This is a genomic window from uncultured Gimesia sp. (assembly GCF_937910335.1).
In the GTDB taxonomy this organism is placed as follows: domain Bacteria; phylum Planctomycetota; class Planctomycetia; order Planctomycetales; family Planctomycetaceae; genus Gimesia.
On sequence record NZ_CALEMX010000010.1, the window covers coordinates 1 to 26,228 of the forward strand.

Genomic DNA, 26,228 nt, shown 5'->3' on the forward strand with positions numbered 1-26,228 from the left:
GTAAACGCACAACTTCCCCCGGATGAGGCACCGCATATCACATGGTCTTCCGGTTTATCGGAAATGCGATACTGTTTGCGAATCACGGGTAACATCTCTTCGTCCAGAAAAGTAGCGTATTGAGCCGTACAGGTATCATACTCGTTACTGCGGTTCCGAAATTCCTGTTTCCCTTTGGAACCAGCAGGAAAGACTCCGGGATTGATGAAAACCGCGATGGAAACCGGAACTTTTTTGGCGTGGATCAGGTTGTCGAGGACAATCGTGGCATTCCCATCGCCGTGACAGTAGCCTTTCCCATCGGTGAAAACAATTAGTTTCGCGGGTCCACTTGTCTTGGAATATTGAGCCGGCACATAGACCCACCAGTCCCTGACGGTTCCCGGATATTGACGTGTGCTTTTAAAGGCAGGCATGGAAATCAGTTTTCCCTGAGGCACTCCCTTTTGTCTCAGGCTTTCCGGTTTCCACTCGTAGCTTTCAAAGCCAAAACGATTAAATCTGCCAACAGGCAGGCGGCGACCATTGATGCTATACCGATAATGGGCTGCAGAAAAATTAGGAAACCGTTCCACTCGCGCAAAGTAGCCCGAATCTCCCAATGCAATCATAGGCCATTCACGATTCTTTTCGGCGTAGATAATCACGTTCGCTTCTGGGTCAGCTTTTAAAAACCAGCCTGCATAACCGCCGCCATCGTCAGTTTTTTCGAGTAAGTGCCGATGCACGCCTTTTGATAAATCTTTTTCTTTCTGATAACGTTTCTGAAAGAAATCAAGGACCTGCTTCTGGTTCTCTTTATTTGTTGGTTGTTTTAACAGCTTCGAAACATCCGCCAGATTTTGGGGCGCTGCAGACACGGAACTGATGATGAATAGCAGCATCAATCCGAAAGATGCCGTTTGAATTGTTGAGCGACAAACAGAAAATCGCATTCGACGATGCTCCTGAAAATAGAGATGTTAACGAATTTGAGTGGTCGATTAATAGATGATCAATTGAGAGTCTGCTTCACATCTATCGGGAAACAAAATTTATCTATACCTATTACACTACGAGGCAGGTGATTTTGCAATTCACTCATGGAACCTCACTTCTGCGACCAGTGTGCAAATCTTACGATTCATCTTAGAAATTGGATTCTGTCCGTTTGGATCGAACAGGATTCCAGTTACAATGAAAAATCAAGTTGGCAGGAATTTTGCGAGAAAGGCAGTTTTGTGACGAATACTCTCAACCGACAACATGCTGTTTATGTTGGTAGTTTTGACCCTCCTACGCTCGGGCATCTCGATATTGTCGGGCGCGGAGCAGAGATTTACTCCAAGATCACAGTGGGCGTGGGGATCAATCCGGATAAGAAGCCTTTATTCTCAGCTGAAGAGCGACTGCAGATGCTGGAAGAACTTCTGTCTGCTTTTCCCAATGTCGAAGTCAAATCATTTAAGGGTTTAGCGGTGAACTTTGTGCGCGAGTGTGGCGGCGGCGTTATGCTTCGAGGACTTCGAACTTTAACCGATGTCGAAGCGGAATTCACCATGTCACTGGCGAACAGAACGCTGGCGTCCGATATCGAAACCGTTTTCCTGATGGCCAGCGAAAAATACACACATATTTCCAGCTCGTTAATCAAACAAATTGCACAACTAGGTGGCGATGTCGCAGCAGAAAAACTGAAGGACTTCGTTCCCCAACGCGTCGTTGCCCCCTTAATCGAAAAATTTGATCTAAAAAATTCTCAATAGAAAATCTGAATCGACGCTGTTAGTCGATGGAAAACAAGGAGAGCATACCATGGTTAAAACTGCTTCAACAATGTTACCTTTAGGAACCCAGGCCCCTGAATTTTCATTGAAAAATGTCGATGGAAAAAGTGTCTCTCTCAGCGATTTTCAGGATACCAAAGGTTTACTGATGATCTTTATGTGTAATCATTGTCCGTTTGTAGTCCATCTGCGCGAAGCATTGGCAAGGTTTGCGGATGAATATATGTCAAAGGGAATGGCGGTCGTGGGAATCAGTTCGAATGATGTCGAATCGCACCCTGATGACAGCCCGGAAAAAATGGTAGAGGAAGCAAATGCCGCCGGTTATCACTTCCCTTATTTATACGATGCCACTCAGGAAGTTGCGAAAGCGTACAAAGCCGCTTGCACTCCGGATTTCTTTCTGTTCGATCAGGAACAAAAACTGGTCTATCGGGGACAGTTTGACGATAGTCGTCCCGGAAATGAGAAACCGATTACCGGTGCAGATCTACGGGCGGCCTGCGATGCCGTTCTGGCTGGTGCCCCTGTGACCGAAAATCAGAAACCGAGCATTGGTTGCAACATTAAATGGCAGGCAGGAGCAGAACCAGAATACTTCACCGGTCAGCCTGCAGTCTAACGACTTGCTTGATCAACAATTCAAACTCTCTTTGCGTAAGCGTGAAGAGAGTTTTTTTGTATCCACTCCAAAACGAATCGCTTTGCATTTCCCGATTGTCGCTTGTGAATGAGTACAGGCCAATTTACAATTATTCAAGATTCCTTCCTTAAGTGACCCGGTACAATATTCGGTACAATATTCGGTACAATATCAGATAATCACATATGTGGGTCCACTCCTGAAATCGATCTTTTCTAAGAGGATTTTTGATGAGACAGTTGATTTTTAAACAGGCCTTATTGCTCTCGGCTGTGCTAGCCCTCATCGCTTCGACCGGACAGCTCAATTCTGCTGAGAAAAAGTCTGCTGAAAAAAAGTCAGTTGAGAAAAAGAAGGCGTCTTCCAAGTCATTGGCGGATGTGCTGCCTCGATTGGATCCCCTGTCTCCTGATAAAGCGTTGAAATCGTTCCGTATGCAAAATGGTTTTCGTATGGAGCTATTGGCCGCGGAGCCTCTTGTCACGGATCCGGTTGCGATGCAGTATGACGAAAATGGGCTGGCCTATGTAATTGAAATGAATGACTACCCTTATACAGACAAGTCGCTGGATGAAGCCTGGGCAGAACAAAAATCGGCTCCCATCGGAAAAGTGCGCGTATTAGAAGATGTGGACGGCGACGGAAAGTTTGATCGCTCGACCATTTTTGCTGATCAACTTTCCTGGCCAACAGGTCTGGCATTCTGGAAAGGGGGCGTCTACGTTTCTGCCACACCTGATATCTGGTACTTCAAAGACACAGACGGGGATCACAAAGCGGATATCAAACGCAAAGTCTTCACCGGGTTTCGCAAATTCAATGTGCAGGCCGTGATGAATAATCTCAAATGGGGCCTTGATCATCAGATTTATGGTGCAGGTGGCAGTAACGGAGGGAGCATCCGGGCCAGTGGTGTCTCCAAAACAGATCCCATTAATATGGGACGCCGCGATTTTCGATTTGATGCGGGAACAGAGTCCTTCGAAGTCATTTCCGGCGGTGCGCGTTTCGGCAATACGTTTGATGATTGGGGAAACCGTTTCATCTGTAATATTCGCAATCCCCTGATGCACATTGTACTCCCTACAAAGTATCTGGCGCGCAATCGCTATTTACCGGTCGTTTCCGCCATTAATGATGCTGCCGATGCGGGCGATACCGTTTCCGTTTTTCGCGCGAGCCCTCCCGAGCCCTGGAGAATCATCAATGCAAAACGATTGGCGTCTGATCCTACTTCCCGCTCGCCGCGCAGCGAAAAAAATGCCACCGGATTTGTAACCTCTTCCGCTGGTGTCACCATTTATCGGGGAACCGCTTATCCAGAAGAATATTACGGCAATACTTTCATCGGAGAGGTGGCTGGAAATCTGGTTATGCGGTATCTGATGACACCAGATGGTGTTACATTTAAAGCCAGAAGGGCACACGCAAATGTTGAGTTTTTAGCTTCGACTGATAACTGGTTTCGCCCCGTGAATTTTCTGAACGCTCCCGATGGAACTTTACACGTTTTAGATATGTACCGCGAAAATATCGAACATCCCTGGTCAATCCCCGATGATATCAAAGTACATCTGGATCTGACCAGCGGCCGGGATCGAGGTCGAATTTACCGTATGGTTCCCCCAGCCTATCCAGCCGGTTATCAAAAACCAAAACAGCCGCGTCTGGGCACAGCAGATATCAAAACACTGGTTGCCGAGTTGGAAAATCCCAATGTCTGGTGGCGGGATACAGCGCATCGACTGATTTTCGAACGACAGGATCAGTCAGCCGTACCACTCCTGAATCAATTATTAAAACAAAGCACATCCCCGCTAGCCAGATTACATGCACTTTGGTCACTTCAAGGTTTAAATGCACTCACTGATGAAAATTTACAGCGCGTTTTGATTGACAGCGAGCCGGAAATCCGCCGCGTTGCGGTCCGTCTTGCCGAGCCAAAACTGGAACAGAGCAAAAAATTGCGAAACAAAGTCCTGGCGTTGGCTGCCGACAAGGATCCGCGAGTTCGCTTTCAAACGGCATTCACTTTAGGAGAAATCAACAATCCCGAGGTCGCGAATGCCTTGTATCAAATTGCGCGTCGCGATCATGGAGACATCTGGATTCGGACAGCCGTTCTCAGTTCACTGTCGGAATCGACTGCGGAATTTTTAGAGAGCTTATTAGCGGATGTTAATTTTGCCGCCAGCTTAGAAGCCAGGCAGTTGTTAAGCCAACTTGCAAATGTGATCGGCACACGAAAACAGGATCCGGAAATAAAAAAAATTCTGGAACTGGCTTCCCGCTATCGCTATCCCGATGAAACTCAAAAAACAGACAATGTTCAAAACCTGGTTGTGCTCTCTATTGGTCAGGGATTAAAACGGGGTGGTAAAACGCTTCTCACATTCTCAAAAGAGGAAACATCCGATTCCTCAAAATTGATACGTCAACAAATCGAACAATCGAAACAGACAGTCATCAATCGAAACAAGACGATTGCAGAGCGGCAGCAGGCCATTGAATTATTGAGCTGTACCGATTTACCGACGGCTGAGGCAGCGCTCATGCCACTGTTGGATGCACGTGAACCTCAAGAGATTCAAGTTTCTACAGTGGAAGCGTTGACCAGTTTTACCGATTCGAAAGTGGCAGACCTGTTACTCAAACGGTATCCCGCTTTGACGCCGAATGTGAGAACAGAAATTGTGAATCGTCTGTTAAGAAGACAAAGCTGGATTTTGAGACTGTTTGCCGCGATCTCCGACAGAACGGTTTTCATCAGTCAAATTCCCCAGGTCAGACGGACGATCCTTCTGAAAAGTACAAATCCGGAAATCAAAAAGCAGGCCACAAAACTGTTTGCCGGCGATATTCTCAGTCCTCGTCGTGAAATCATCTCGCTATATCAGCCGGCACTTTCATTAAAAACTGATCTGGCCGAGGGGAAAAAAATCTTCAAGCGTGATTGTCTCACCTGTCATAAACTGGGAAATGAAGGTTATGAAGTCGGTCCCAATCTGGCCACGATCAAAAACAGAACAGCGCCGGAAATTCTGGTGCATGTACTGGACCCTAATAAAGAAGTTTCGCCAAACTTTCTGGAGTATGTGGTTGTGACAGATTCGGGATTGATCGAAACCGGCATCATCGTGAATGAGACCCCATCCAGTATTACTGTGAAAAAAGCAGAGAACAAAGAGATTACCATTTTGCGAGAGAATATCGAAGAGATTAAAAGTTCGGGAAAATCATTGATGCCGGAAGGTCTGGAAAAGAAAATCAAAGCGCAGGAGATGGCAGACTTGATCGCATTTTTATTGACGTTGGAAAACTAACCGTCATTAAAAGTAGAAAGGCATGCTTGAATACGCATTCGTATGAAGATACCGAGTTGTTTCCCGTTTATGTTACAGTTGACGGATGTTCCCATGTATTGGCTCATGCCCGAACATTCCTTACTTTTGCTCAAATAGGCGTATGATTCGCAAACGATTACATTTAAATGATTTATCAATTGATTTTGTATAATTGGGAGTAAATAGCTGAGATTTTGTACGATAGCTTATTGAGGGACTTTGATTATTGGTATTGAGGTCGCGCCTTCCTTTCATTTTAAGAAGCACGAATAACGTCGTTTATGAGCAACGATCAAGAATCTACAGCCTTACCCGACGATTTACAGATGCAGTTTCTGCATGTGTTTACTCAGCATCGGAATCAGCTCTATTCGTATATCTTTTCCCTGCTGCCGAACCGGGATGATGCAGAAGACGTTTTCCAGCGAACGAGTCTGATTCTCTGGAAAAAATTTTCCGATTATGATGATTCCTGCAGTTTTTTTTCCTGGGCCTGTGGTGTGGCATTCTATGAAGTGAAAAACTTTATTCGAGTCGCGCAACGAAAAAGATTACAGTTTCAGGAAGATGTCATTCAGCAACTGGCTGATGACAGAGCAGAGATTCCGCAACTTAAATTTAACCAGCGAGCCTCTGCTTTACAGGATTGTATTCAAAAACTGAAAGAGAAGGACCAAAAACTGGTAGATCAGGTCTACCGCGGTCAGTTACCGGTCAAAGATGTGGCCGAGGCAACCGGGACAGCCATTCAAACATTATATAACAGGCTCAACCAGATTCGTCGTCAATTGACTCACTGTATTGATCGCACCTTGTCATTTACAGGAGAGGGAAAATGATTCAACAGAACAGTCAGAACGAAAATCTGTATGATCTGTTTGGGGCACTCTGCAATGAGACGATCACGCGGGAACAGCATCTCATGCTGGAGAAGATACTCGCCGAAGACGCCGAGGCTAGACAGGATTATTTCAACTACCTGGATATGCATCTCAATCTTGAGCGATTGCACGATGAACAGCCTGAAAGCGAGATCGATTTTCATTTTCACACACAGACAATACCAACCTTCCAGGAGAAAGTATCCTCGAAGAATTCGTTTACGACAACTCAATCTCTCTGGCTGATGGTGACGGCCATCTGTGCCACAATCGTAGGTGGCTTTCTTTTTCTCAATCAAATTCCTTCCTCACCAGAGCAGATCGGTCAAGTTAGCATACCTCCCAGGAACAGTTCTGTTGCGGAAGTAACTCAAACAGCGGCAGTTCGTTTTGCTGACGGTGCGCCTGTTCTCAAGGTAGGCTCGCCGATCGAAACTTCTCAGGAGTATGCCATCTCCGCAGGACAGCTCCAAATTATTTTCTCTAATGGTGCAGAGGTCATTCTGACGGGACCGGCTGTTTTTGAATGTGGAGGAAAAGAACATCTGGCGATCCGCTACGGTGCATGTTCTGTTTATGCTCCTGAAGGGGCAGAAGGTTTCACTGTCGAAACACCACTATCTAACGTAGTCGATTATGGCACTCGGTTTTCGGTCAATGTTTCAGAAGCCGGTAATACCGACGTACAAGTCATCGAAGGCGAAACGGATGTCCGCCCGATTAAACGGGATGACAATACCGGCGTCGCTGCAAAACGATTGACCAAAGGTATGGCACAACGCCTAACCACAAATAACGGATTAGTCGTTGATCAAATTCCCTTTGACAGCCATCAATATGTTTCAACATTACCCGATCGGGTGATTTCCTATACGACCACTGTGGGGCCTCGCCGCAAAGCAGAGGATCTCACAAGTGTCACGATCCAGAGAGGAGGGACCGCGTATCAATATACGGTCGAAGATTTGATCGGGATTGAACTGACTCACTACAAAGGCAGCTCCTTTCTGACTAGAAACGATGGCATTGACCCTGCCACTGATGGTAACCCCCTTACCTTACGCAGGCATCTGCTCGATCAGGATCGAAGTCTGTTGACCGGCGTTGTGAATCCCTCTGGTTCGGGCACTCCTTTGACCGCACCACCCGTGATGAATGAAGTCGAGGATCCGAATCAGCCCAATACGCCGGGAATGGCGATTCGTTTCCACAAACCCGTCATTAATGATGCGGGCCCCGATATTGTTCTGTTTGATCTGCAGGTCATTGTTCACACCACAGCCGGCGATGCCTTTTACGCCACTCCGTTACCTTTTACCTCGAAACGGAAAACACATAAAATTGAACAGTTTGATATCGATCTTGCTTCGCCGGAAGCAAAATCATTAGAGAAATTCTGGTTACACATTTTTAATAATAAACAAAAATCCGGTATTAATTCTCTCAATGAGTTGGAAACAGCCCTGGGCAATGGCGGCAATCTGCACATCGTCGGTGCCAAAGCACTGGCTGTGGGCATTGATCTGTCTGACCTGGGATTTGCAGAGGGGGAAACGGTTGAAGGTTTATTTCTTCAGGACGCGCAAGATAACGCTGATATCATTGACCCCGTATTTATCGCCGGTCTCCCTCCCTTAAAACGTGCCAAATAATAGCAATACTGAGTATGATGAAATCAGATATTAGAAATCTGTTTTTTTCAGCATCGATTAATAAAAAAAGGCCTGATTCATGAGACTCCTGATAGTAAGTCTGTTTCTTTTGGTTGCCACCAATATGGTGAGCGCAGCAGAAAAAGTGAAAGACGCCAATTCACCCGCGAATGTGAAGCAGCTTCATTTTTTTGAGAAGGAAGTACGTCCGCTGTTGATCAAGCACTGTCTAGAATGTCACGGTGAGAAAAAGCAGAAAGGCGAGTTGCGTCTTGATTCTCTGAAAGCAATTCTTCAAGGAGGAGAAAGTGGTCCCGCGATCGTGCCCGGCAAGTCAAACGAAAGCCTCCTGGTAGATGCCATCAATTTTGAATCCTTTGAAATGCCGCCGGAAAACAAATTGAAAGACAAAGAAATCGCCGTTTTAACCCGTTGGGTCAATACAGGCGCTTATTGGCCTGAAAATAAAAACTACGTCATCAAACAAAGAAACAATGAGAACTTTTTTACAGAAGAAGATCGTAACTTCTGGTCGTTTCAGCCTGTTAAACCAACCAAGGTTCCTCAAGTCGATCAAATTGATTGGTCGAAAAACCCCGTGGATGCCTTTATCTATGACCGTCTGAAAAAAGCAGGGCTGACCCCCGCTGACGAAGCCAGCCGTACTACTTTAATCAGGCGTGCGTACTACGATTTGATTGGCTTGCCTCCCACTGTGGAGCAAATCAACGCCTTTGTAAATGATACCTCGCCTAACGCCTGGTCGCGTCTAATTGATGAATTGCTGGAGAATCCTCATTACGGTGAGAAATGGGCCCGGCACTGGCTCGACGTCGTACGTTATGCCGAGTCGGACGGATTCAATCAGGATGCGTTTCGTCCGGAAATCTGGCGGTATCGAGACTATGTCATTCGTTCCTTCAATGACGATAAACCTTATTCACAGTTTGTGAGAGAACAACTGGCCGGAGATGAAATTGCCCCCGAAGATCCTGACGCATTAGCGGCAACAGGCTTTCTAAGACACAATCTTTATGAGTATAACCAGCGTGATTCACGCACCCAATGGAATGATATTCTGGATAACCTCACCGATGCCACCGGTGATGTTTTTATGGGGGTCAGCATGGGATGTGCACGGTGTCACGATCACAAGTTTGACCCGATTCCTCACCAGGATTATTACCGTCTACAGGCATTCTTTGCACCTCTGATGCCGCGGGATGATGTCCCCTTTGCGACACCGAAAGAGTTGGCAGGGTACAACCAGAAATTAGAAATCTGGGAAAAAAAGACGGCAGACATTCGTGCGAAAATTGATGAGTTAACACGCGACACACTGGAAAAAGCAGCGCAAAGTCAAATCAAGATGTTTCCGGCTGACCTGCAGGAAATCATGGCAAAACCGGATGAGAAACGGACTGCCCTGGATCACCAGTTAGCAGACCTCGTGCAAAGACAGGTCGTCATCAAGCAGAACACATCTCTTGCTACTTTAAAGAAGAGCGAAAAACCCAACGGTAAAAAATATAATGCACTACTCAAAGAACTGGCTGCCTTTGATAATTTGAAACCGAAACCATTGCCGACGGGTATGAGTGTCACCGATTCACGGGGAGCGCTTCCGATTACGACCATTCCCGATGATCCCGATCGCAAGCCGATTGTTCCCGGATTTCTTTCGCTTCTGAAGCCCGGCGAAGCGGAAATCGTCCCCATTTCAACTGCCCCACATTCTTCAGGACGTCGCACCGCGTTAGCAAACTGGATGGTCAATCCACAAAATCGACTGACAACGCGTGTAATCGCAAACCGTGTCTGGCAGTACCATTTTGCAACGGGACTGGTTTCCACGGCAAACGAATTCGGACATATGGGCGAAACGCCCAGTCATCCCGAACTGTTAGATTGGCTCACAGCCTATTTTGTGGACAATGGTTGGAGTATTAAAAAACTGCATCGCCTGATTATGAACTCGTCCACATATCGACTCGCCGCTTTTCATCCTGCTGCAAAACAGGCAGAACTCAAAGATCCCCAAAATCGTCTGCATTGGCGTGCCAACATTCGCAGACTCAATGCAGAAGACATTCGGGATTCAGCACTCTTCCTTTCCGGAGAACTCGATCAAAAACTGGGAGGACCCAGCGTCAGTGCCAATCTACCACGACGTAGTGTTTACACAATTATGAAACGCAACGTGCAAGACCCGGTTCTAGGAGCCTTTGATCTGCCCGGCGGTATCAAAAGTGTCGCGCAACGCGATGTCACCACAACGGCAAATCAGGCATTACTGATGATTAATGGGGATTGGTTTCTGAAACGTGCCAACGCAATGGCACGTTCAATGAAGGCAAAGTCATTTTCCGATGATCGAGAAATGGTGTCCTATCTCCATAAGATGACGTTTGGTAAAGATCCAGAACCGGTAGAAGTGGATCTCTATTCAGATTTTTTGAAAACGCAACAAAAACGGATCGCAGCGGAAGCAGCTGGCCGGCAGAAAACATTTATCGGCCAGATCACAAAATCGACTGGCGAAGCAGCTAAACTTGGGAAAGGATCTACGCTAAAAAATCTGCACGTTCCTGCCTCAAAAACACTTCCCGATCAGGATTTTACGATTGAGGCTTATGTGCAATTAGGTTCTGTCTATGAAAATGCCGCCGTGAATACGATTGCCTCACAATGGACGGGAAGTCCCAAACAGCGGGGATGGTCGTTTGGTGTCACAAGCCAGAAATCAGCCTATAAACCACGTAATCTGATTCTACAACTGGTGGGTAACAATCAGGCGGGTAAACTCACCTATGAAGTCGTTGCTTCCAATCTGCATCTGGAACTGAACAAGCCGTATTATGTTGCCGCCTCGCTTAAGATGACTGAAACCGGTGAATCGGGAATTCAATTTTATGTCAAAGAGCTTTTCTCAAAGAAACCGCTGCAGCGCGTCTCGGTCAAACATAAAGTAATCAGCGACTATCGTCCTGAAAATGACTTTGTTCTCGGAGGCCGGGATAAAACGACAGGTAGCACATGGAACGGTCTGCTCGATGACGTCAGGTTATCCCGCGCGGCTTTAAGCCAGGAAGAACTGTTGATTCATTCCTCCGGGAAGCCACACGCTTCAGTAATTGGCTTCTGGCAATTTAATACAAAACAGGGACTTCTAAAAAACAGCGTGGCTGACGCGCTGCACATCCTGCCCTCTAATTCATCAACGGTGGCAAACGACGCGCGCCAACAGGCGTTAGCAGATTTATGTCATGTGATATTGAACTCCAACGAATTTCTCTACCTCGATTAATCAAGTGTGACTCACGATAGTAATAGCCGAAAGACAATAGTATGAGTATTCAACCCACTCAGGCATTTCCTGAATCGGTCATCAATCGACGGCAACTGCTTTTACAGGCAGGAGCTGGCTTCGGTGGTATTGCCTTGAATGCCATGATGGCACAGCAGGCTCAGGCCGCAGTCAAGACTAGCGCCAAACCGATGTCACCTCTGGCAGCAAAGCAAACACACTTCCCGGCGACGGCGAAAAGTGTGATCTTTCTGTTCATGGAAGGTGGACCAAGCCACATCGATCTGTTTGATCCCAAGCCAGAAGTACAAAAACTGGCAGGAACTCCGCTGCCGGAAAGTTTTAAGCGGCCGATTACCGCAATGGGCGAAGTCAACTCACCTCTGCTCGCTTCGAAACGAAAATGGAAGCAGCATGGTGAAGCAGGAACCTGGGTTTCCGATTGGCTGCCGCATACCGCGACCTGCGTTGATGATATCGCTGTGGTGCGTGGCTGTTGGACTAATGGAATCAATCATGCGGGCGGCGTCTGCCAGATGAATACATGCATTCCACTCGCCGGTCGCCCTTCTTTAGGTAGCTGGGTAACCTATGGTCTGGGTACAGAAAATGAAAGTCTGCCCGCGTTCGTTGTGATTCAGGACAATAACGGAAGCACAGTGAATGGACCTCGCAACTGGGGAACCGCTTTCATTCCTGCCGTCTATCAGGGTACACGATTGAATTCAGGGAAAGAACCGATTTCCAATCTGTATCGGCCCGAAAATATTTTCGCTTCCCAGGAAGCGGGAAAACTGGATCTGCTGGCAACACTGAATCAACGTCACGCACAGTCGCGGAAACAGCAGTCCGAATTGGATGCAAGAATTGAATCTTACGAATTGGCTTTTCGAATGCAGGCCGCTGCTCCCGAAGCCGTCGATTTAACTCAGGAAACCAAAGAGACGTATGAACTGTATGGCATGGATCAGAAAGAGACCAAAGTTTATGGCACCAATTGTTTGTTAGCGCGAAGAATGGTAGAGCGGGGCGTTCGCTTCATCCAGCTTTATAACGGCACGGGCAGCAAATGGGATTCTCACTCCGGCATTGAAAAGCGTCACGCGGCGCTTTGTCAGGGCATGGATAAATGCGTCGCCGGTCTGTTGAAAGATCTCAAACAGAGAGGTCTGTTAGATTCCACGCTAGTAGTATGGGGCGGTGAATTTGGTCGCACGCCGATGAGTGAAAAAGGGGATGGCCGCGATCATAATCCCACTGGCTTTACCATGTGGATGGCCGGTGGAGGCGTTAAAGGCGGGCAAACAATTGGTGGCACCGATGATATGGGTCTCTATGCCGTCGAAGACCGGATGCACGTGCGTGATATTCACACCAGCATCTATCACTTAATGGGTCTGAGTAATATGAAATTGGAATATCGCCATAAAGGCAGCCCTGAACGACCGACTTTGAATGAAGGTGAATTCATGAAAAAACTGGTGACCGGCTGATTTTTATTGCCCTGTATTTTCCATTTGACTCCCGAGAATTTGGCACGAGATTTATGAAAAACAGGGCTATGCTACCATCCGCTATTCCTGTTCAATCAGTTCTGCGACTTGGAGTACGCAATGCTCAGTTGAGGGAACAACGCCAGCGCTAAGTTCTGGCGACGGGAGTTGCTGCCGGACGGTCGGATGATCTTCGCACAAGCCGAAGTTTTTCTATCACTGCTTCCAAAATCAAGCAAAATTATGGCAGCGATCGCGTCGCGCGGTCGCCAAGATCAAGTGGCATCAAGGAGACTTGTTTCCGCGTGTCGGGTTCATCATGACCAACTTGAATAAGCAACCGAAAAATCTCGTGAAGTTCTACAACGGTCTCGGTACGGCTGAGCTATAGATCAAGGAAGGCAAGAATGCCATCAAATGCACGAAAATTTCCTGCCGCACGTTCAAGGACAATCAGACGCGGTTGCAACTATTTGCGTTGGTTTACAACCTGGGTAACTTCCAGCGGCGGTTGGCCCTGCCTTACGATGTAAAGCACTGACCGCTTGAAAACGCTCTGATTGGACCCGTTCCCGGATCGCTCGGGCTGGATAGACGGGAAAAATGTCGAAAAATCCACACGCATTTGACTCGAGGATGAGGTGTTATCATAATTGAGAAGGTTGCGAGTCTGGGTCGATTCCAGACTCAACCTATATGGGAAATTCCGGTTTGTGTGAAGCAATTTGATCTCCCCCAAATAGAAGCGTTGGAGTGATCTTCGATGAGTGTTAACTGGATTCAGTCGCTAAAGTTTGTCAAGAAGTCCTGGGACTGGGTCGGGTTGGTTGAGTTTCAAGGCTCAACGGTGGATGTTGCATCCAAGTGCTTTGATCCAAAAGGCGGTCGTAATGGGGACTCTCCTCAACCTCGCCTGGTCACAAAAATTGAACGCTCGGTTCTGAAAGCAATGGACAACCATGACCGCGATTTGTCTACGATTGCGCTTGCTCTTGGAGACCTCTATAATCAACACTGGCGACCGCCGCGAGGTCGCAAACTTTCGTCTGGCGACCTCAAAGAAGAATTGAAGCTTACGAAGATAAACCTGGCACAAGGAGTCACTCGCGATCAGTACCAAATCATCTTTGCCGATCCCCATGACCGTTTTCGTTCGTATATTCCGCAGTCTGAAATTGATCACGGAAAAATCATTTCAATATTTTTGGATACACCTCGAGATTCAAATAGCGAACTGTTGCTTCCCTATCTCGGGGCCATGCAACACGCTGCGCTTCCCGCCGAGGAAGCCACAAAGCGAATGGCCGAGAAAGTCCCACTGACAAAGCAAACCAAGAGATTCAAGTGGATCGAACCACTCTCGTATAACGCTAAGAGAGCACAATGGACCGGCGTCATTAGATTTCAAAGAAAGCGTCTCGAGATTGACGTTGAATCCCCGAAGGAAGATAGTCCAGAGTCCTGGGCCGAAAAACATTTATCCAGAATCCTGGCTTGCGTTGTCCCCGCAACGAAAGAAGTCGCTCACCAGCTCACCGAACTTTACAACGATGCGTGGATTGAAGACCGCGAATTGTCTGTCACCGCAGTCCAACGCCGCATCCAATTAGATTCGATCAATCTCAATCGCGAAGAAAGCTGGGAGATGTGTTTCACTGACGGCGATCTCTTTGGCGGGCATAAGATTATTGTGAATATGGATGTCAGCGGCGAAGTAACCTTCGTATTATATGGCTAGTGGTGGTCCGTATCCCGAACTGGATCGGGTGGCCATCGTCCAACGCTGGGAAGTCCACGTTACTAAAACAGACGGTAACAGGATACACCTGGTTCCTCTCCGTCAAAAGCAAAAAGCACACCGTATTAAGTAACTTCCTTGTTATTAACAGTTTAGGTGAAATATATGAAACTTGAATTCCAAGCATTCCTTTAGTCGTTGTTTTTCGCATAAACGTGCTCTTATTGCTATTTTTCGTAAAAAAACTCGTTTGAATTATCTCTCTTGCACTCCGGTTTAAAACCGATACTATAATACATAAGCACTTTCGTATGTTGTTTAAAATGTATAGGTGTTTTTAACCCTCCATAAATACTATCCATCCCAGTGGATAGTCCTCACTTAATTCTATTACCAAGAGAGTCTTCTTCCATGATCGGGCGACTTTTCCTTGCGTATGCATTTTCTTTCTCTCTCTGTCTGAGCCTCGCTCAAGCAGCGGATCCCGCTAAAAAAACAGGCACACTCTCGTTCGAAAAAGATGTGCGAAAAATCCTGAAAGTGCACTGCTTGCATTGTCACGGCGAGGTGGGCGTCAAAGAGGGAAATCTCGACTTGCGCCTCATGCGTCTAATGGTCAAAGGCGGCGACAGCGGACCAGCCATTGTTCCCGGTAAAAGTGGCGAGAGTGAGTTGATTTCCCGCGTGGTGGCCCACGAAATGCCTCCGGAAGACAAACATATGCCCCAGGCAGAAATTGAAATCCTCAAACGCTGGATCGATCAGGGGGCACAAACACTGCACCCCGAACCTGAAAAAATTGAGGCAGACTATCTTGCACCCGATGATCTGGCATTCTGGTCATTCCAACCTGTAAAAAATTACCCAGTGCCTAAAGTCAAAAATTCGAAGCGAGTGAAACAGCCCGTTGATGCCTTTCTCTTAGCAAAGCTGGAAGCACAAGGGCTCAGCTTTTCTTCTCAAGCATCAAAAACATCACTGGCACGCCGTGCGTTTTATGATTTGACTGGTTTGCCTCCCACTCCTGAAGAACTGAAACTGTTTCTCGATGACACAAACGCCAATGCCTATGAAAAACTGATCGACCGCCTGCTGGCTTCAAAACATTATGGCGAACGTTGGGGCCGTCACTGGTTGGATGTAGCCGGCTATGCAGACTCGGAAGGCTATAACACTAGAGATGCCGAACGTCCCTGGGCATTTCGATATCGAGATTATGTGATTCGTGCATTCAATGAAGATAAACCCTATGATCAATTTCTCCGCGAACAAATTGCCGGGGACGAAATGGTCAAACCACCTTATAAAAATCTCAACCCGACCGATTTGGAAAAGCTGGTTGCAACGGGCTTTTTACGAATGGCCCCCGATGGTACAGGCAGCAATCCTGCTGAAAAAGAAGTCGCTAAAAATCAGGTTGTCACTGATACGATTAATATCGTTTCCTCATCGGTTCTGGGAATGACTGTTGCCTGTGCGCAGTGTCACGATCATAAATACGATCCGATTCCTCAAAACGATTACTATCGATTCCGTGCAATCTTCGAACCTGCTTTAGATTGGAAAAACTGGCGGGCACCGGTGTCCCGACGCATCTCGATCATGTCAGACGCCGATCGTAAAATCGCCAATGGCTTCGAAGTGGAAGCAAAAAAAGTATTAGCAGAGCGAACGAAACTCGTTAACAAATTTATCGACCGTACATTGGAGCGGGAGCTGCTTGTTGTACCGAAAGAAAAACGTGAACTAACTCGCGCTGCTTATAAAACAGTAAGTAAAAAGCGAACGAAAGAGCAGGTTGCATTGCTCAAGAGCTTTCCACGCATCGATCGCTTGTCTGCCGGTTCTCTCTACCTTTATGACCGAACCCTGGTGGAACAGTCCGCCAAAGCAACCCAGGAATCCAAAGAGCTGGGAAAAACGCTGGTCGAAAAAATCGAAAAAGAAACGCTCAGTAAAATTCCGGAGGCACAAAAACAAATTGCGTTGGCAGCAAAGAAAGCCGATGCGAAAAAAAGGACTGAAGAACAGAAGAAAATCATCGCCGCCTATCCTGCATTGTTAGTTTCGGTTTCGAATCTTGCTAAGTTCGATCCGAAAGGGGCCGCTCAGATACAGCACTTGAAGGACGAAGCCAAGCGACTGACCGGTCTCAAAACAGTGGCCGTTTTGAAAAAATACGCTGATGATGCGGCTAAGATCAGGACCAAAAAACCAAAAGAAGAATTTATTCGAGTTCTAACGGAAGTGCCCGGCAAAGTTCCTAAAACCTTCTTTTTCAATCGAGGAGATTTCGAACAGCCCAAACATGAACTGCTTCCTGCCGGGTTATCTGTGATCAAGTCGAATCTGAAACAGTCTGTTGAAATTCCATCGAAAAATAAAACACTTCCCACCACGGGGCGTCGTTTAGCCTACATAAATTATTTAACGAATGGCAAGCATCCTTTGACGGCGCGTGTTTTTGTCAACCGTGTCTGGTTGCATCACTTCGGTAAAGGAATCGTGGCATCCCCCACCGACTTTGGAAAGCTGGGAATTCCGCCGACTCATCTGGAATTATTAGACTGGATGTCACATGATTTCGTAGCGCATGGCTGGAAGATTAAACGCCTGCATAAAATGCTGATGACTTCAACAGCGTATATGCAACGTTCTCAGAGATCAAACGATTACGATCAGGTGGACCCTGATAATCTGTTATATGGTCGCATGCCTGTACGTCGTCTGGAAGCGGAAACCATCCGTGATTCGATCATTGCTGTCACAGGAAAACTGAAAACCGATTTGTATGGCCAGCCGGTTCCTGTAAAGGAAGACGAAGTCGGGCAAATCGTAGTTGGTATCGCCAATGTTGATACCGCCGGTCGACAGAAAAAAGCCCTGAAGATGGATGATCGCCAGTTCCGTCGCAGTATTTATGTTGCCGTCAGTCGTAGTAAACCGCTGGCAGTGCTCGATATGTTTGATGCTCCGAAAATGGAACCCAATTGTGAAAAACGTGCTTCTTCAACCGTGGCGCCTCAATCTCTGTTGATGATGAACAGTGGTTTTATGCTGGAACATGCCGCATATTTTGCTGACCGACTGGCAAAGGAACGTACTGGAAATAAGTCAGATCAGGTCAAATTAGCCTGGATACTCAGCTATGGAAAAGAACCTTCCGCTGAAGAATTAAAACAATCCGTCGAATTTATTGACCTGCAAATTGCACAATTCAAAACGACAAAAGTGAAAACAAATAAAACACCTGAGCAATTGGCACTGGCAACTTTTTGTCAGGCACTTCTCAGCAGTAACGGATTCCTGTACCTGGATTAGCAAGACTTCGTATTTCAATACATCTTATTTTTTTAGACGACTGATACGAGAACGGTATCGAATTATGATTCATCAAACACAAACAACGGGCACCCACACAAGACGCCATTTTCTTGCGTCAAGTTCAATGGGCATCGGCTCTGTGGCGTTATCCTGGCTGTTGAAACAGGATCCCCTATTGGCTAAAGATCCCGCGATACGTCCGGAGCTGGTGAATAAACATTTTGATTTAATACCGAAGCCAACACACCATGCTCCCAAAGCAAAAGCCATGATCTCAATGTTCATGCAGGGGGGCCCCAGCCATCTGGATATGTTTGATCCCAAACCCATGCTCCAGAAATATGATGGCAAAAAATTTCCGGGAGATATCAAGTACGACAATGCCGCCCAGGCCAGTTCCACAGTACTCGGCTCTCCCTGGAAATTCAGCAAGCATGGCGAATGTGGTACCGAACTGTCAGAATTGCTGCCCGGCTTAAGCGAAGTGGTCGATGATATTGTGGTCATGCGGTCCATGCATACCAGTGTGAATAATCATGGTCAATCAATTTATGCGATGCATACCGGCCGAATTCTGGCCGGACGTCCGACTTTAGGCAGCTGGTTGACTTACGGATTAGGATCCGAATCTGAAAATCTTCCCGCGTACATTGCGATGGTAGATCCGGGCGGGGCGCCGGTACTAGGCGTTAATAACTGGACCAATGGCTGGCTGCCTTCGCTCTATCAGGGAACGGTCATTCGTCCCAAAGAACCACGGATTCTGAATCTCAATGCCCCCCCTCATCTAAGTGGGAAAGCACAGGAAAAATATCTCGACTTTTTAGTAAAACTGAATCAACGCCATCTCAGCCAGCATCCTGGTGAAGACGATCTTTCTGCCCGTATCGCCAGCTATGAACTGGCGGCCAAAATGCAGACCGCGGCAACGGAAGCCCTCGACTTGAGCAAGGAAACCAAAGCCACGCAAGCCTTATATGGAATTGATGTACCAGAATCAGCTGAGTTCGGAAAACGTTGTCTGATTTCCCGCCGTTTAATCGAACGTGGTGTGCGATTCGTGCAAATTATGACAGGCAACCAGCATTGGGATCATCATAACAGCATGCGGACGGCACTGCCCAGAACCTGCAAACGGGTTGATGTACCTTCTGCTGGTCTGGTAAAAGACCTCAAACAGCGTGGCTTGCTCGATGAAACCCTCGTGCATTGGGGCGGAGAAATGGGGCGGCTGCCCGTGATTCAGAACGATGCCGGTATTGCGAAACAGGGGCGAGATCATAACACTTACGGCTTCAGCATGTGGCTGGCCGGCGGGGGTTTGAAAGGCGGCATGACATACGGTGCCACCGATGAGTTCGGTCATCACGCTGTCGTAGATAAAGTCAGCCCCAGTGATTACCACGCGACGTTGATGCATCTGTTTGGGATGGATGCAGAACGTCTGACATTCACACGCAACGGTGCGGAACAATCATTGATTGACAGACAGGTCAACCGCATCGTGCATGATATCATTGCCTGATTTCAGGTAGTGATAAACCAATTCACATCGATAAAAAAGTCCTGTTGCAGCAAGACTTTTATTGTATACACTTGAGTAGCCTTTCCAAGTATTGAACCTGCTTTAGCAGCGCGCCAATTCGTTCAGTCGTGATTCAAAATTAGAATGGACGTCGTTTGGCAAAAATTTAAGTGATGCAAATACCTTAAGGCAAACATTTCATTTCTGTAATATAAAAATCTGGTCTGGTTACTATCAGCTAATGTGCGGATTTTAATTTTGCTATTCGTCCGAGATACTTCTGCCAATCTTATAGATGAATTCTAATGTGCCAAGAACCAGAAAATGAAAAAGCAGGAAAACAAGCGGATGCACAGCTTTTTAGAGTTGTTACCCTTTGGTCGTTGGGGCTATTGGGGGGTTCAGCAATTGGAAGTGCTGCAACAATTGCAATACTGCTTTTTATCAACTTTATCCTGCCAAAAGCAGTCCCGATGGGAATGGCATTTTCTTGTCCTCCTTTTATTCAATTGGCCGTATGGTTGTTCGGGACGATCAAGGCTTATCAAAAATACAAATCTCTGAAAGTAGTAGGATGGTTATCCGCCATCGGCCTGTTTTTCTTTTTGATGTTTCCAATATTAATGTTCTTTGCTGTTATTCTTACCGTTGGTGGTTGGAATGTCGGCAAGTAAACAATTAGTCAAATGACTGATCCATATCGATAAAAAAATGCCCTGTTGAACCAGGGCGTTTTTTGTTCTCATCAAGTAAGTATTCAATACTACTTCAAAGGCACGGCAATCATATCGATCACCAGAACACGATTGGGGACTCCTACGCTTTTAATCGTCGCTTTGGAAGCAGCCGGCGGACGCTGAGGGTCATAATAGTCTTTGCGAATCTTGCCGAAATCGCCGCTGATTTCATTTTCCGACACATAATAGGTGGCTTTCACCAGATGCCGCATGTCACTGCCGGCTTCTTCAACAATCTCTTTTAGCTGATTGAACGCACTGCGAATACGTGCGTTATTTTTGCCGGGCTTTTTCGCTGTGATTCCCGATACATAAATCCGGTCACTGACTTCTGCGATAGCAGTCCGGCTGAAAACGGGCGAGGCTTTCATGCCGGTCGGCGTTTTATAGACGACTGTCTCCTCCGGTCGTGTTGCGGGTGTATCACCCGGCAGTGCAACGATCATCTCAATTTCAATGGGCAGGGAAGAAAACCACTCGACCTGTGATACCGGAGGTTTTCGATCGACGGGGAAAAAACCATCAATGACCTGACTGGATTCAATCGCCTGATCCATGGGAGTCAGGAAGGCTTTGATCTGGATGATATTTGCCTTAGAACCTCCCAGGTACTTAAGCGTCGCAAAAAGTTCTTGCATCGTCTTTTTCGTAGATTCGGCCAGAGTGTCTGCTTTGACCGCTTGACCCGAGATATAAGCCGTTCGCCCCGCTGGCAACAGAGCAACGCGAAATCCGGAAACATCGTCGTTGAAAATTTTCGCTTTCGATATTTTTTGAGAAGAACCAGTTGCCGCGACCGCATCAAGGGCAACCAGAGCACCCGGGGTAGCGAGTTTTGTGACAACATACATGCACGCGGGTTGTGACTTCCCTTTTAGTTCCTTTGCGATTCTGTTCTGGACTTCCGGAACCAGATCGGCACTTGTTACATAGATATTTAATTTCACCAATTGCTTCAGGTTACCGTTTACTTTTTTCAGTAGGTAATTCAAATTTTGAAGAACCTTCGCGGTTTGATCACTGGCATTGGCAGGAGGAACTAAACCGCCGTGGATATCAATGGCGGTGATCTGAGAGGTATGAGCCAAAACATTATCTTTGACAATCACGCAGAGTGAAGACCCCGTTTTAGTCGAGGATTTTAGATAAGTGACTTCTGCAGAGACCATGCCGGTCATTCCCAGAAAAAGTATTGTCATCAGAGTATTCATGAAATATTTCATAGTAGAGTTATCATTTCTTAGAGGAGCAATTGGTGATTTATTCCGAGTTATTCTGTTCAGGAATCCGAGTCTGTTATTTTAACCGCCAGTTCTCGTCAAAGAAATTAGCATCGACAACTTTTCCTGGATATTGAAAGCCTGCGGGAGTCCGTAAATCAATGATGGCCCAGTCAGGCAGCATCGGAACCTGTCTGGCATTATTGAGATAAGCATATTCACGATAGGTAAATCCGCTGTTGAGCACCACATATTTTTTCGGATTTAACGGGTTTGGGAAAATCAGAATCGGAGCATGATGTGCGGCGGAGAAGTGTCGTTCTCCCACAATAATTTCATCACGGTTCCATTTAATAGGTAATTTGCCGACGATCATTTTAATGAGCGTGTTACTTTCCGGAGCTCCCCATAGCACCAGATTGCTGGATGCGATTTCTTTGTCGGTGATGCTGGAGTCTTTCATCACGCGTGCATCGCCGCGAAACTGCTGGCGCCAATGCACAATGGCATGCTTCATTTCAGACTTCACCCACTTGTCAACAACAGGTGAAGCACACGTTCCAGAAGGGGAGACGAAGATAAAGGAATCCATAAAGGCGTCATCAATGGGGCCTTGCAGGTTATGGCGTTTGACCAGTTGCCCCGGTTCATGAACGGCAGGCCCGACTTTCCATGTATCACCGGTTTTATGGAAAGAAACATGCCATGATCGATCAGAGAGAGGGCGGGGGGCTTCTAGTTTGACGCCATCGACTTGAACCATCAACGGGTGAATCATATCCAGCGGCGATTCTCCCGCGTTCATCTTCAATGAAAATGCAGTCACGTTTTTTGTTTTGATATCAACCCGATTGCGCGAATGCAGGCGGGCATCGATCTGAGCCTGCGTCCATTCTTCGTGCATCGCATCCAATGTAACCCAAGCCATGCGATTGTATTTTAAAGTATAGGCGACCAGATGCACGGACCTGGGAACGCGCTGGCGACCCACTTTTGCGAGTGAGTCCATTTTGTTTTCGATGAGAATCTTGGAATCAGGGTGAATCCGGTGTGCGGTGTTCGGTCCAATAATATGCACCATATCGATGCCCACTTTTTTAAGAGCAATCTCCATCACATCGGCGGCCTGTTTCTGGCTGTCAATCTCGCCGCTATAAGCGACGGTCGGGCAGTGAAACAGATTCAACGCGTAACCAGGACAGTCATACCATTGCCACAACTTCTTCTCATACCAGGTCGGATTCAAAGTTTCTTTCTGGAACACATCCAGAAACAGAGGCGTTTCAGAGAACCCGGCTCCCGGATTGGCGCCAAACCAGCGATCAGAGTAATGCACGGCGAACTGCCAGCAGGCAGCGCCCCCCATTGAAAAACCACGCACGGACACGCGATCATCGTCGATGCGATAATTCTGTTTGGTTGATTCCAATGCTTCCAGCACATCCACTTCACCGGCGAACTTGAAAGCGTTGGAATAACGGCCATAGGGATGGAGAACAATCGTGTTGGCAGGAGTATACTGACCGCGAGATCGTTGTTGTTGACTGATAAAGTTGACTTCACTCAGGCGTTCACCTCTTCCGTGAAACCAGAGGTCACACCGATAGTCGCTTTTACCTGCAAAAGTATAGCTGTCCGGAATGACCAGACTGTAAGGCTGCACGGTCTGATCGATTTTCGAAAGATAACCGCGAACGACCAGCCCCGTTTTTTGAGTCCAGGGTGCTTCACCTTTCAGTAACTGATCGGCACGTTCCTGGCCCTGTTGTAATAACTTGAGCCCGTTGCCAATTTCGCGCTCGTGAAAGAACTCCTGATATTCGAGCGCACACCGCACGGCTCGATGATAGATTTCCACATCCGGAATCAATGACTGAATTCGGGAGTCCTTGCTCTTCTTTAATTGATCAAGGGACGCTTGCAGTTTCGCCATTCCCTGCAGGAGCTGCTGTTTTTGTTTTTCGGGGACTTCCACTCCCAGCGCCGGAATTTTGCGAACCTTATCAGGTATGTTGTCGGCCGGCCCATCGGCCAGTAGCAGGGCAGGGGAAGCTATCGCACACAGCGCGAATACGATTGTAGTTTTGACAATAAATTTAAGTTGAAAAATCATAAGGGGTTTCTCGCAGGAATTCTGATGATCAGGAATGTTGTAACTTCTTAAACGATCACAAGTATCGATGTTCTTAATATCATGGCGCAATGGGAATGGTTTGAAAACTGTTTCAGCAAAGATATTCCGTGATCGAGCAAAGAGACCATTTCAGCAAGGATTGGCATGGACTGTTTGAAACCTGTTTGTTAGAACACTGCCAATGCTTGCCCCGGAATCTGGAACTTTTTCGATTATTGCCAGTGGAGACAAACCATGTTCAACAAATTATTTTCGGCCTGCCTGATTTCAGTCATTTCTCTTTGGCTTCTTACCTCTGGTTTTGCGGCAGATCCAAAACTGAAGGCAGCTGCCTCGGTCGAGGTTCATACGCTCCAATTGCAAGGCATGGAATTAAAGGGGGAGGAAATTGACTATAAGGTTCAGCGCGATGGTAAGCACGAAATCAGCTTGCGTGGTCAGTCTGGCATTAAAATTGACGAGATGGTGATGACTGCGGACTCCATTCATGTGACATATTTGACATATTCAAAAAAAGCGAGCATGGTTCTCGATCTGAAGGGCAATGTCGAAATTGTCAGCAAAGGTGACAGACTACGTGCGAAGGCCATGGAAGCGAAATTAGATTTGGGCGCGAAGTCGCTCACACTGAATGGGGGAGAAGAGCAGGACGCTCTGCTGGTCAGGTACAATGGTCCAAAAACGACCCACATGGAAGCCACGGAGATTCAAATTCAATTTCAGGATCAAAACTTGGTGTTGATCAATTCGAGTGGCCCTGTCGAAATCTCGGAGCGGAAGGCAACTAAACAAGATGATATTTTTAGCCCCCAACCCAAATACAATTCGCAGAAAACGCTTGGAGTTCCTCAATCTGATAAATTTGATCCAAGTCCGTTTTCTGATAACCGGATTAAAACGAATCCGTTTTCCAGTCCCAAAGCTGGTCTCTTTGCCCCTGCGAAAAGTTAATCTGCAGTAAAGTAATGTTTATCCCCTTGCCTGATCGGTCTTTACCGACATTCACAATCGCGATCCGTCCGGAAATTTCAGGTTTTCACGGAGTCTGAAAACGCTATTGACCACATTTTCTTGATGAGATAAGCTTCCGACCCACATTAATCTCTCTCTCAAAATCAAATCAAATCAAATCTCAATTCTCTTCAGGTTTTCTGCTTTGTCAGTTCTGGCAATGTTTGATTCCTCAGGTCGATTTCAGTGTTTCTACTGAAAAGAGGCAGGTTTCTAAAAACACCTGGCTACTTGATGGTCAAATTGCGTTCGGAAATGGTTTCAGTTGAGGACTACTATTCTGAAAAGACTACTTTCTCACAAACGGGGTCGTACTGTGAAAAACTCTGTCAATCTATTAATTATCGTAACCATGCTGACAACCGGCTTTTCGGGGTGCCAGAAACTCAATCTGAATCCGGGAAACTGGTTAAGTCCTGCCAAGTTACGTTCGCAAAGTCCCGATGAAGAAACTTCTATCTCAGATGAGTTTGAGACGAAAGTGGAAACTCCCTTCGTCGGAGACTACACGCAAATTACTGGCAGAAATCTGATCGCACTGCAAGGCGTAGGCCTGGTGACCGGATTAAAGGGAACGGGCGGCAACCCGCCTCCCTCGGTTCACCGCGAAGCGTTGCTGCGTGAGATGCGTCGTCGCAATGTGAAAAATCCAAACCACATTCTGCGAAGTCCTTCGACGGCGCTGGTCATCGTAAAAGCTTATCTCCCTCCTTTGATTCGCAAAGGAGAAACCTTTGACGTAGAAGTTTATCTGCCGGGCAGTAGTGATGCGACCAGCCTTGAAGGAGGCTGGTTAATGGAATCTTACCTTGCAGAGCAGGCAATGATTCAAGGGCGTGGGCTTTTGAAAGGCCATATTCTTGCCAAGGCAGAAGGTGCGATTTTAATTCCCCCCATGTCTGACTCAAATCGTAAAAAAGGAGTCGCTGGCATCATGCGTCGTGGGCGAATTTTGTCAGGTGGCGTTTCGGTAACCGAAGATCGGAATCTGGCCCTGTACCTGCGAAACGATTTCAAAAGTATTCGAAATGCCCAACGTATCGCTGATCGAATTGGCGGTCGTTTTCACCACTTTGATAAATATGGAATTGAAGAACCACTGGCAGAAGCTAAGACAGACAAAAAAGTCGTTTTGAAGCTGAAGCCCCGATATAAACACAACGATTCACGATATTTACAAGTCGTAAGATATATTGCTTTCCGTGAAACCGATGTAGCGCAAAGGGTGCGCATGCAGAAACTCACGGAAGAAATCATGATGCCCGGGCGTGCGGAAAAAGCTTCCATTCAGTTAGAAGCGATTGGTAAAAAATCGATTCCCATTTTGAAATCCGCTTTGAAAAGTCCTCTGTTGGAAATCCGTTTTCATGCGGCCATGGCACTCGCCTATCTGGATGACGGATCGGGTCTTAAGGATCTGGCAGAAGCTGCCAGAGAAGAACCAGCATTTCGT

16 protein-coding genes and 1 pseudogene are annotated in these 26,228 nt (G+C 46.9%); 14 read left to right on the forward strand and 3 right to left on the reverse strand.

The features are described from left to right. On the reverse strand, positions 1 to 935 hold a 935-nt coding region (locus Q0668_RS00305; protein ID WP_298858786.1), incomplete at its 3' end, for an alpha/beta hydrolase-fold protein. Positions 936 to 1,220: 285 nt separating this feature from the next. On the opposite strand from Q0668_RS00305, the gene coaD reads away from it, so the two are divergent. From coaD to Q0668_RS00360, 12 genes and pseudogenes are all read left to right on the forward strand, one after another. Next, the gene (coaD, locus tag Q0668_RS00310) at positions 1,221 to 1,745 is read left to right on the forward strand and encodes a pantetheine-phosphate adenylyltransferase (RefSeq protein ID WP_298858788.1); all 525 of its coding nucleotides are present in this window, start codon (positions 1,221 to 1,223) and stop codon (positions 1,743 to 1,745) included. A gap of 49 nt (positions 1,746 to 1,794) precedes the next feature. Next, positions 1,795 to 2,388 (forward strand): thioredoxin family protein, encoded by a 594-nt coding sequence (locus Q0668_RS00315; RefSeq protein ID WP_298858790.1) that lies wholly within the window; start codon positions 1,795 to 1,797, stop codon positions 2,386 to 2,388. Positions 2,389 to 2,639: 251 nt separating this feature from the next. Continuing rightward, positions 2,640 to 5,732, forward strand: a complete 3,093-nt coding sequence (locus tag Q0668_RS00320; protein WP_298858792.1) for a PVC-type heme-binding CxxCH protein — start codon at positions 2,640 to 2,642, stop codon at positions 5,730 to 5,732. Positions 5,733 to 6,034: 302 nt separating this feature from the next. Further along, on the forward strand, positions 6,035 to 6,592 hold the full coding sequence (locus Q0668_RS00325; protein WP_298858794.1) for a sigma-70 family RNA polymerase sigma factor: 558 nt from the start codon (positions 6,035 to 6,037) through the stop codon (positions 6,590 to 6,592). Next, positions 6,589 to 8,286, forward strand: coding sequence for a FecR domain-containing protein (locus tag Q0668_RS00330; RefSeq protein WP_298858796.1), 1,698 nt, complete (start codon positions 6,589 to 6,591; stop codon positions 8,284 to 8,286). Before Q0668_RS00325 ends, Q0668_RS00330 begins: the two co-directional genes overlap by 4 nt. A 79-nt stretch (positions 8,287 to 8,365) precedes the next feature. After that, the gene (locus tag Q0668_RS00335; protein ID WP_298858798.1) at positions 8,366 to 11,593 is read left to right on the forward strand and encodes a DUF1549 domain-containing protein; all 3,228 of its coding nucleotides are present in this window, start codon (positions 8,366 to 8,368) and stop codon (positions 11,591 to 11,593) included. Between the two features lie 41 nt (positions 11,594 to 11,634). Then, complete coding sequence (locus Q0668_RS00340) at positions 11,635 to 13,086, forward strand: DUF1501 domain-containing protein (RefSeq protein WP_298858800.1); 1,452 nt, start codon at positions 11,635 to 11,637, stop codon at positions 13,084 to 13,086. Between the two features lie 220 nt (positions 13,087 to 13,306). After that, a pseudogene (locus tag Q0668_RS25805) lies at positions 13,307 to 13,627 on the forward strand (transposase); the annotation flags it as partial. Positions 13,628 to 13,849: 222 nt separating this feature from the next. Beyond that, complete coding sequence (locus Q0668_RS00345; protein WP_298858802.1) at positions 13,850 to 14,824, forward strand: DUF2262 domain-containing protein; 975 nt, start codon at positions 13,850 to 13,852, stop codon at positions 14,822 to 14,824. A gap of 411 nt (positions 14,825 to 15,235) precedes the next feature. Further along, a complete protein-coding gene (locus Q0668_RS00350) occupies positions 15,236 to 18,145 on the forward strand; it encodes a DUF1549 domain-containing protein (protein WP_298858804.1) in 2,910 nt (969 codons plus the stop codon). Positions 18,146 to 18,209: 64 nt separating this feature from the next. Next, a complete protein-coding gene (locus Q0668_RS00355) occupies positions 18,210 to 19,673 on the forward strand; it encodes a DUF1501 domain-containing protein (RefSeq protein WP_298858805.1) in 1,464 nt (487 codons plus the stop codon). Between the two features lie 305 nt (positions 19,674 to 19,978). Next, entirely contained in the window at positions 19,979 to 20,347 is a 369-nt protein-coding gene (locus tag Q0668_RS00360; RefSeq protein WP_298858807.1) for a hypothetical protein, read from the forward strand. 89 nt (positions 20,348 to 20,436) lie between these two features. Here Q0668_RS00360 and Q0668_RS00365 read toward each other — a convergent pair whose 3' ends face one another. Beyond that, on the reverse strand, positions 20,437 to 21,609 hold the full coding sequence (locus tag Q0668_RS00365; protein ID WP_298858809.1) for a RidA family protein: 1,173 nt from the start codon (positions 21,607 to 21,609) through the stop codon (positions 20,437 to 20,439). A gap of 97 nt (positions 21,610 to 21,706) precedes the next feature. Further along, the gene (locus Q0668_RS00370) at positions 21,707 to 23,743 is read right to left on the reverse strand and encodes a prolyl oligopeptidase family serine peptidase (RefSeq protein WP_298858811.1); all 2,037 of its coding nucleotides are present in this window, start codon (positions 23,741 to 23,743) and stop codon (positions 21,707 to 21,709) included. Positions 23,744 to 23,998: 255 nt separating this feature from the next. Between Q0668_RS00370 and Q0668_RS00375 the strand changes: the two genes are divergently transcribed. After that, entirely contained in the window at positions 23,999 to 24,715 is a 717-nt protein-coding gene (locus Q0668_RS00375; protein WP_298858813.1) for a hypothetical protein, read from the forward strand. 376 nt (positions 24,716 to 25,091) lie between these two features. After that, the coding region (locus tag Q0668_RS00380) for a flagellar basal body P-ring protein FlgI (protein ID WP_298858815.1) at positions 25,092 to 26,228 on the forward strand (1,137 nt) is incomplete at its 3' end.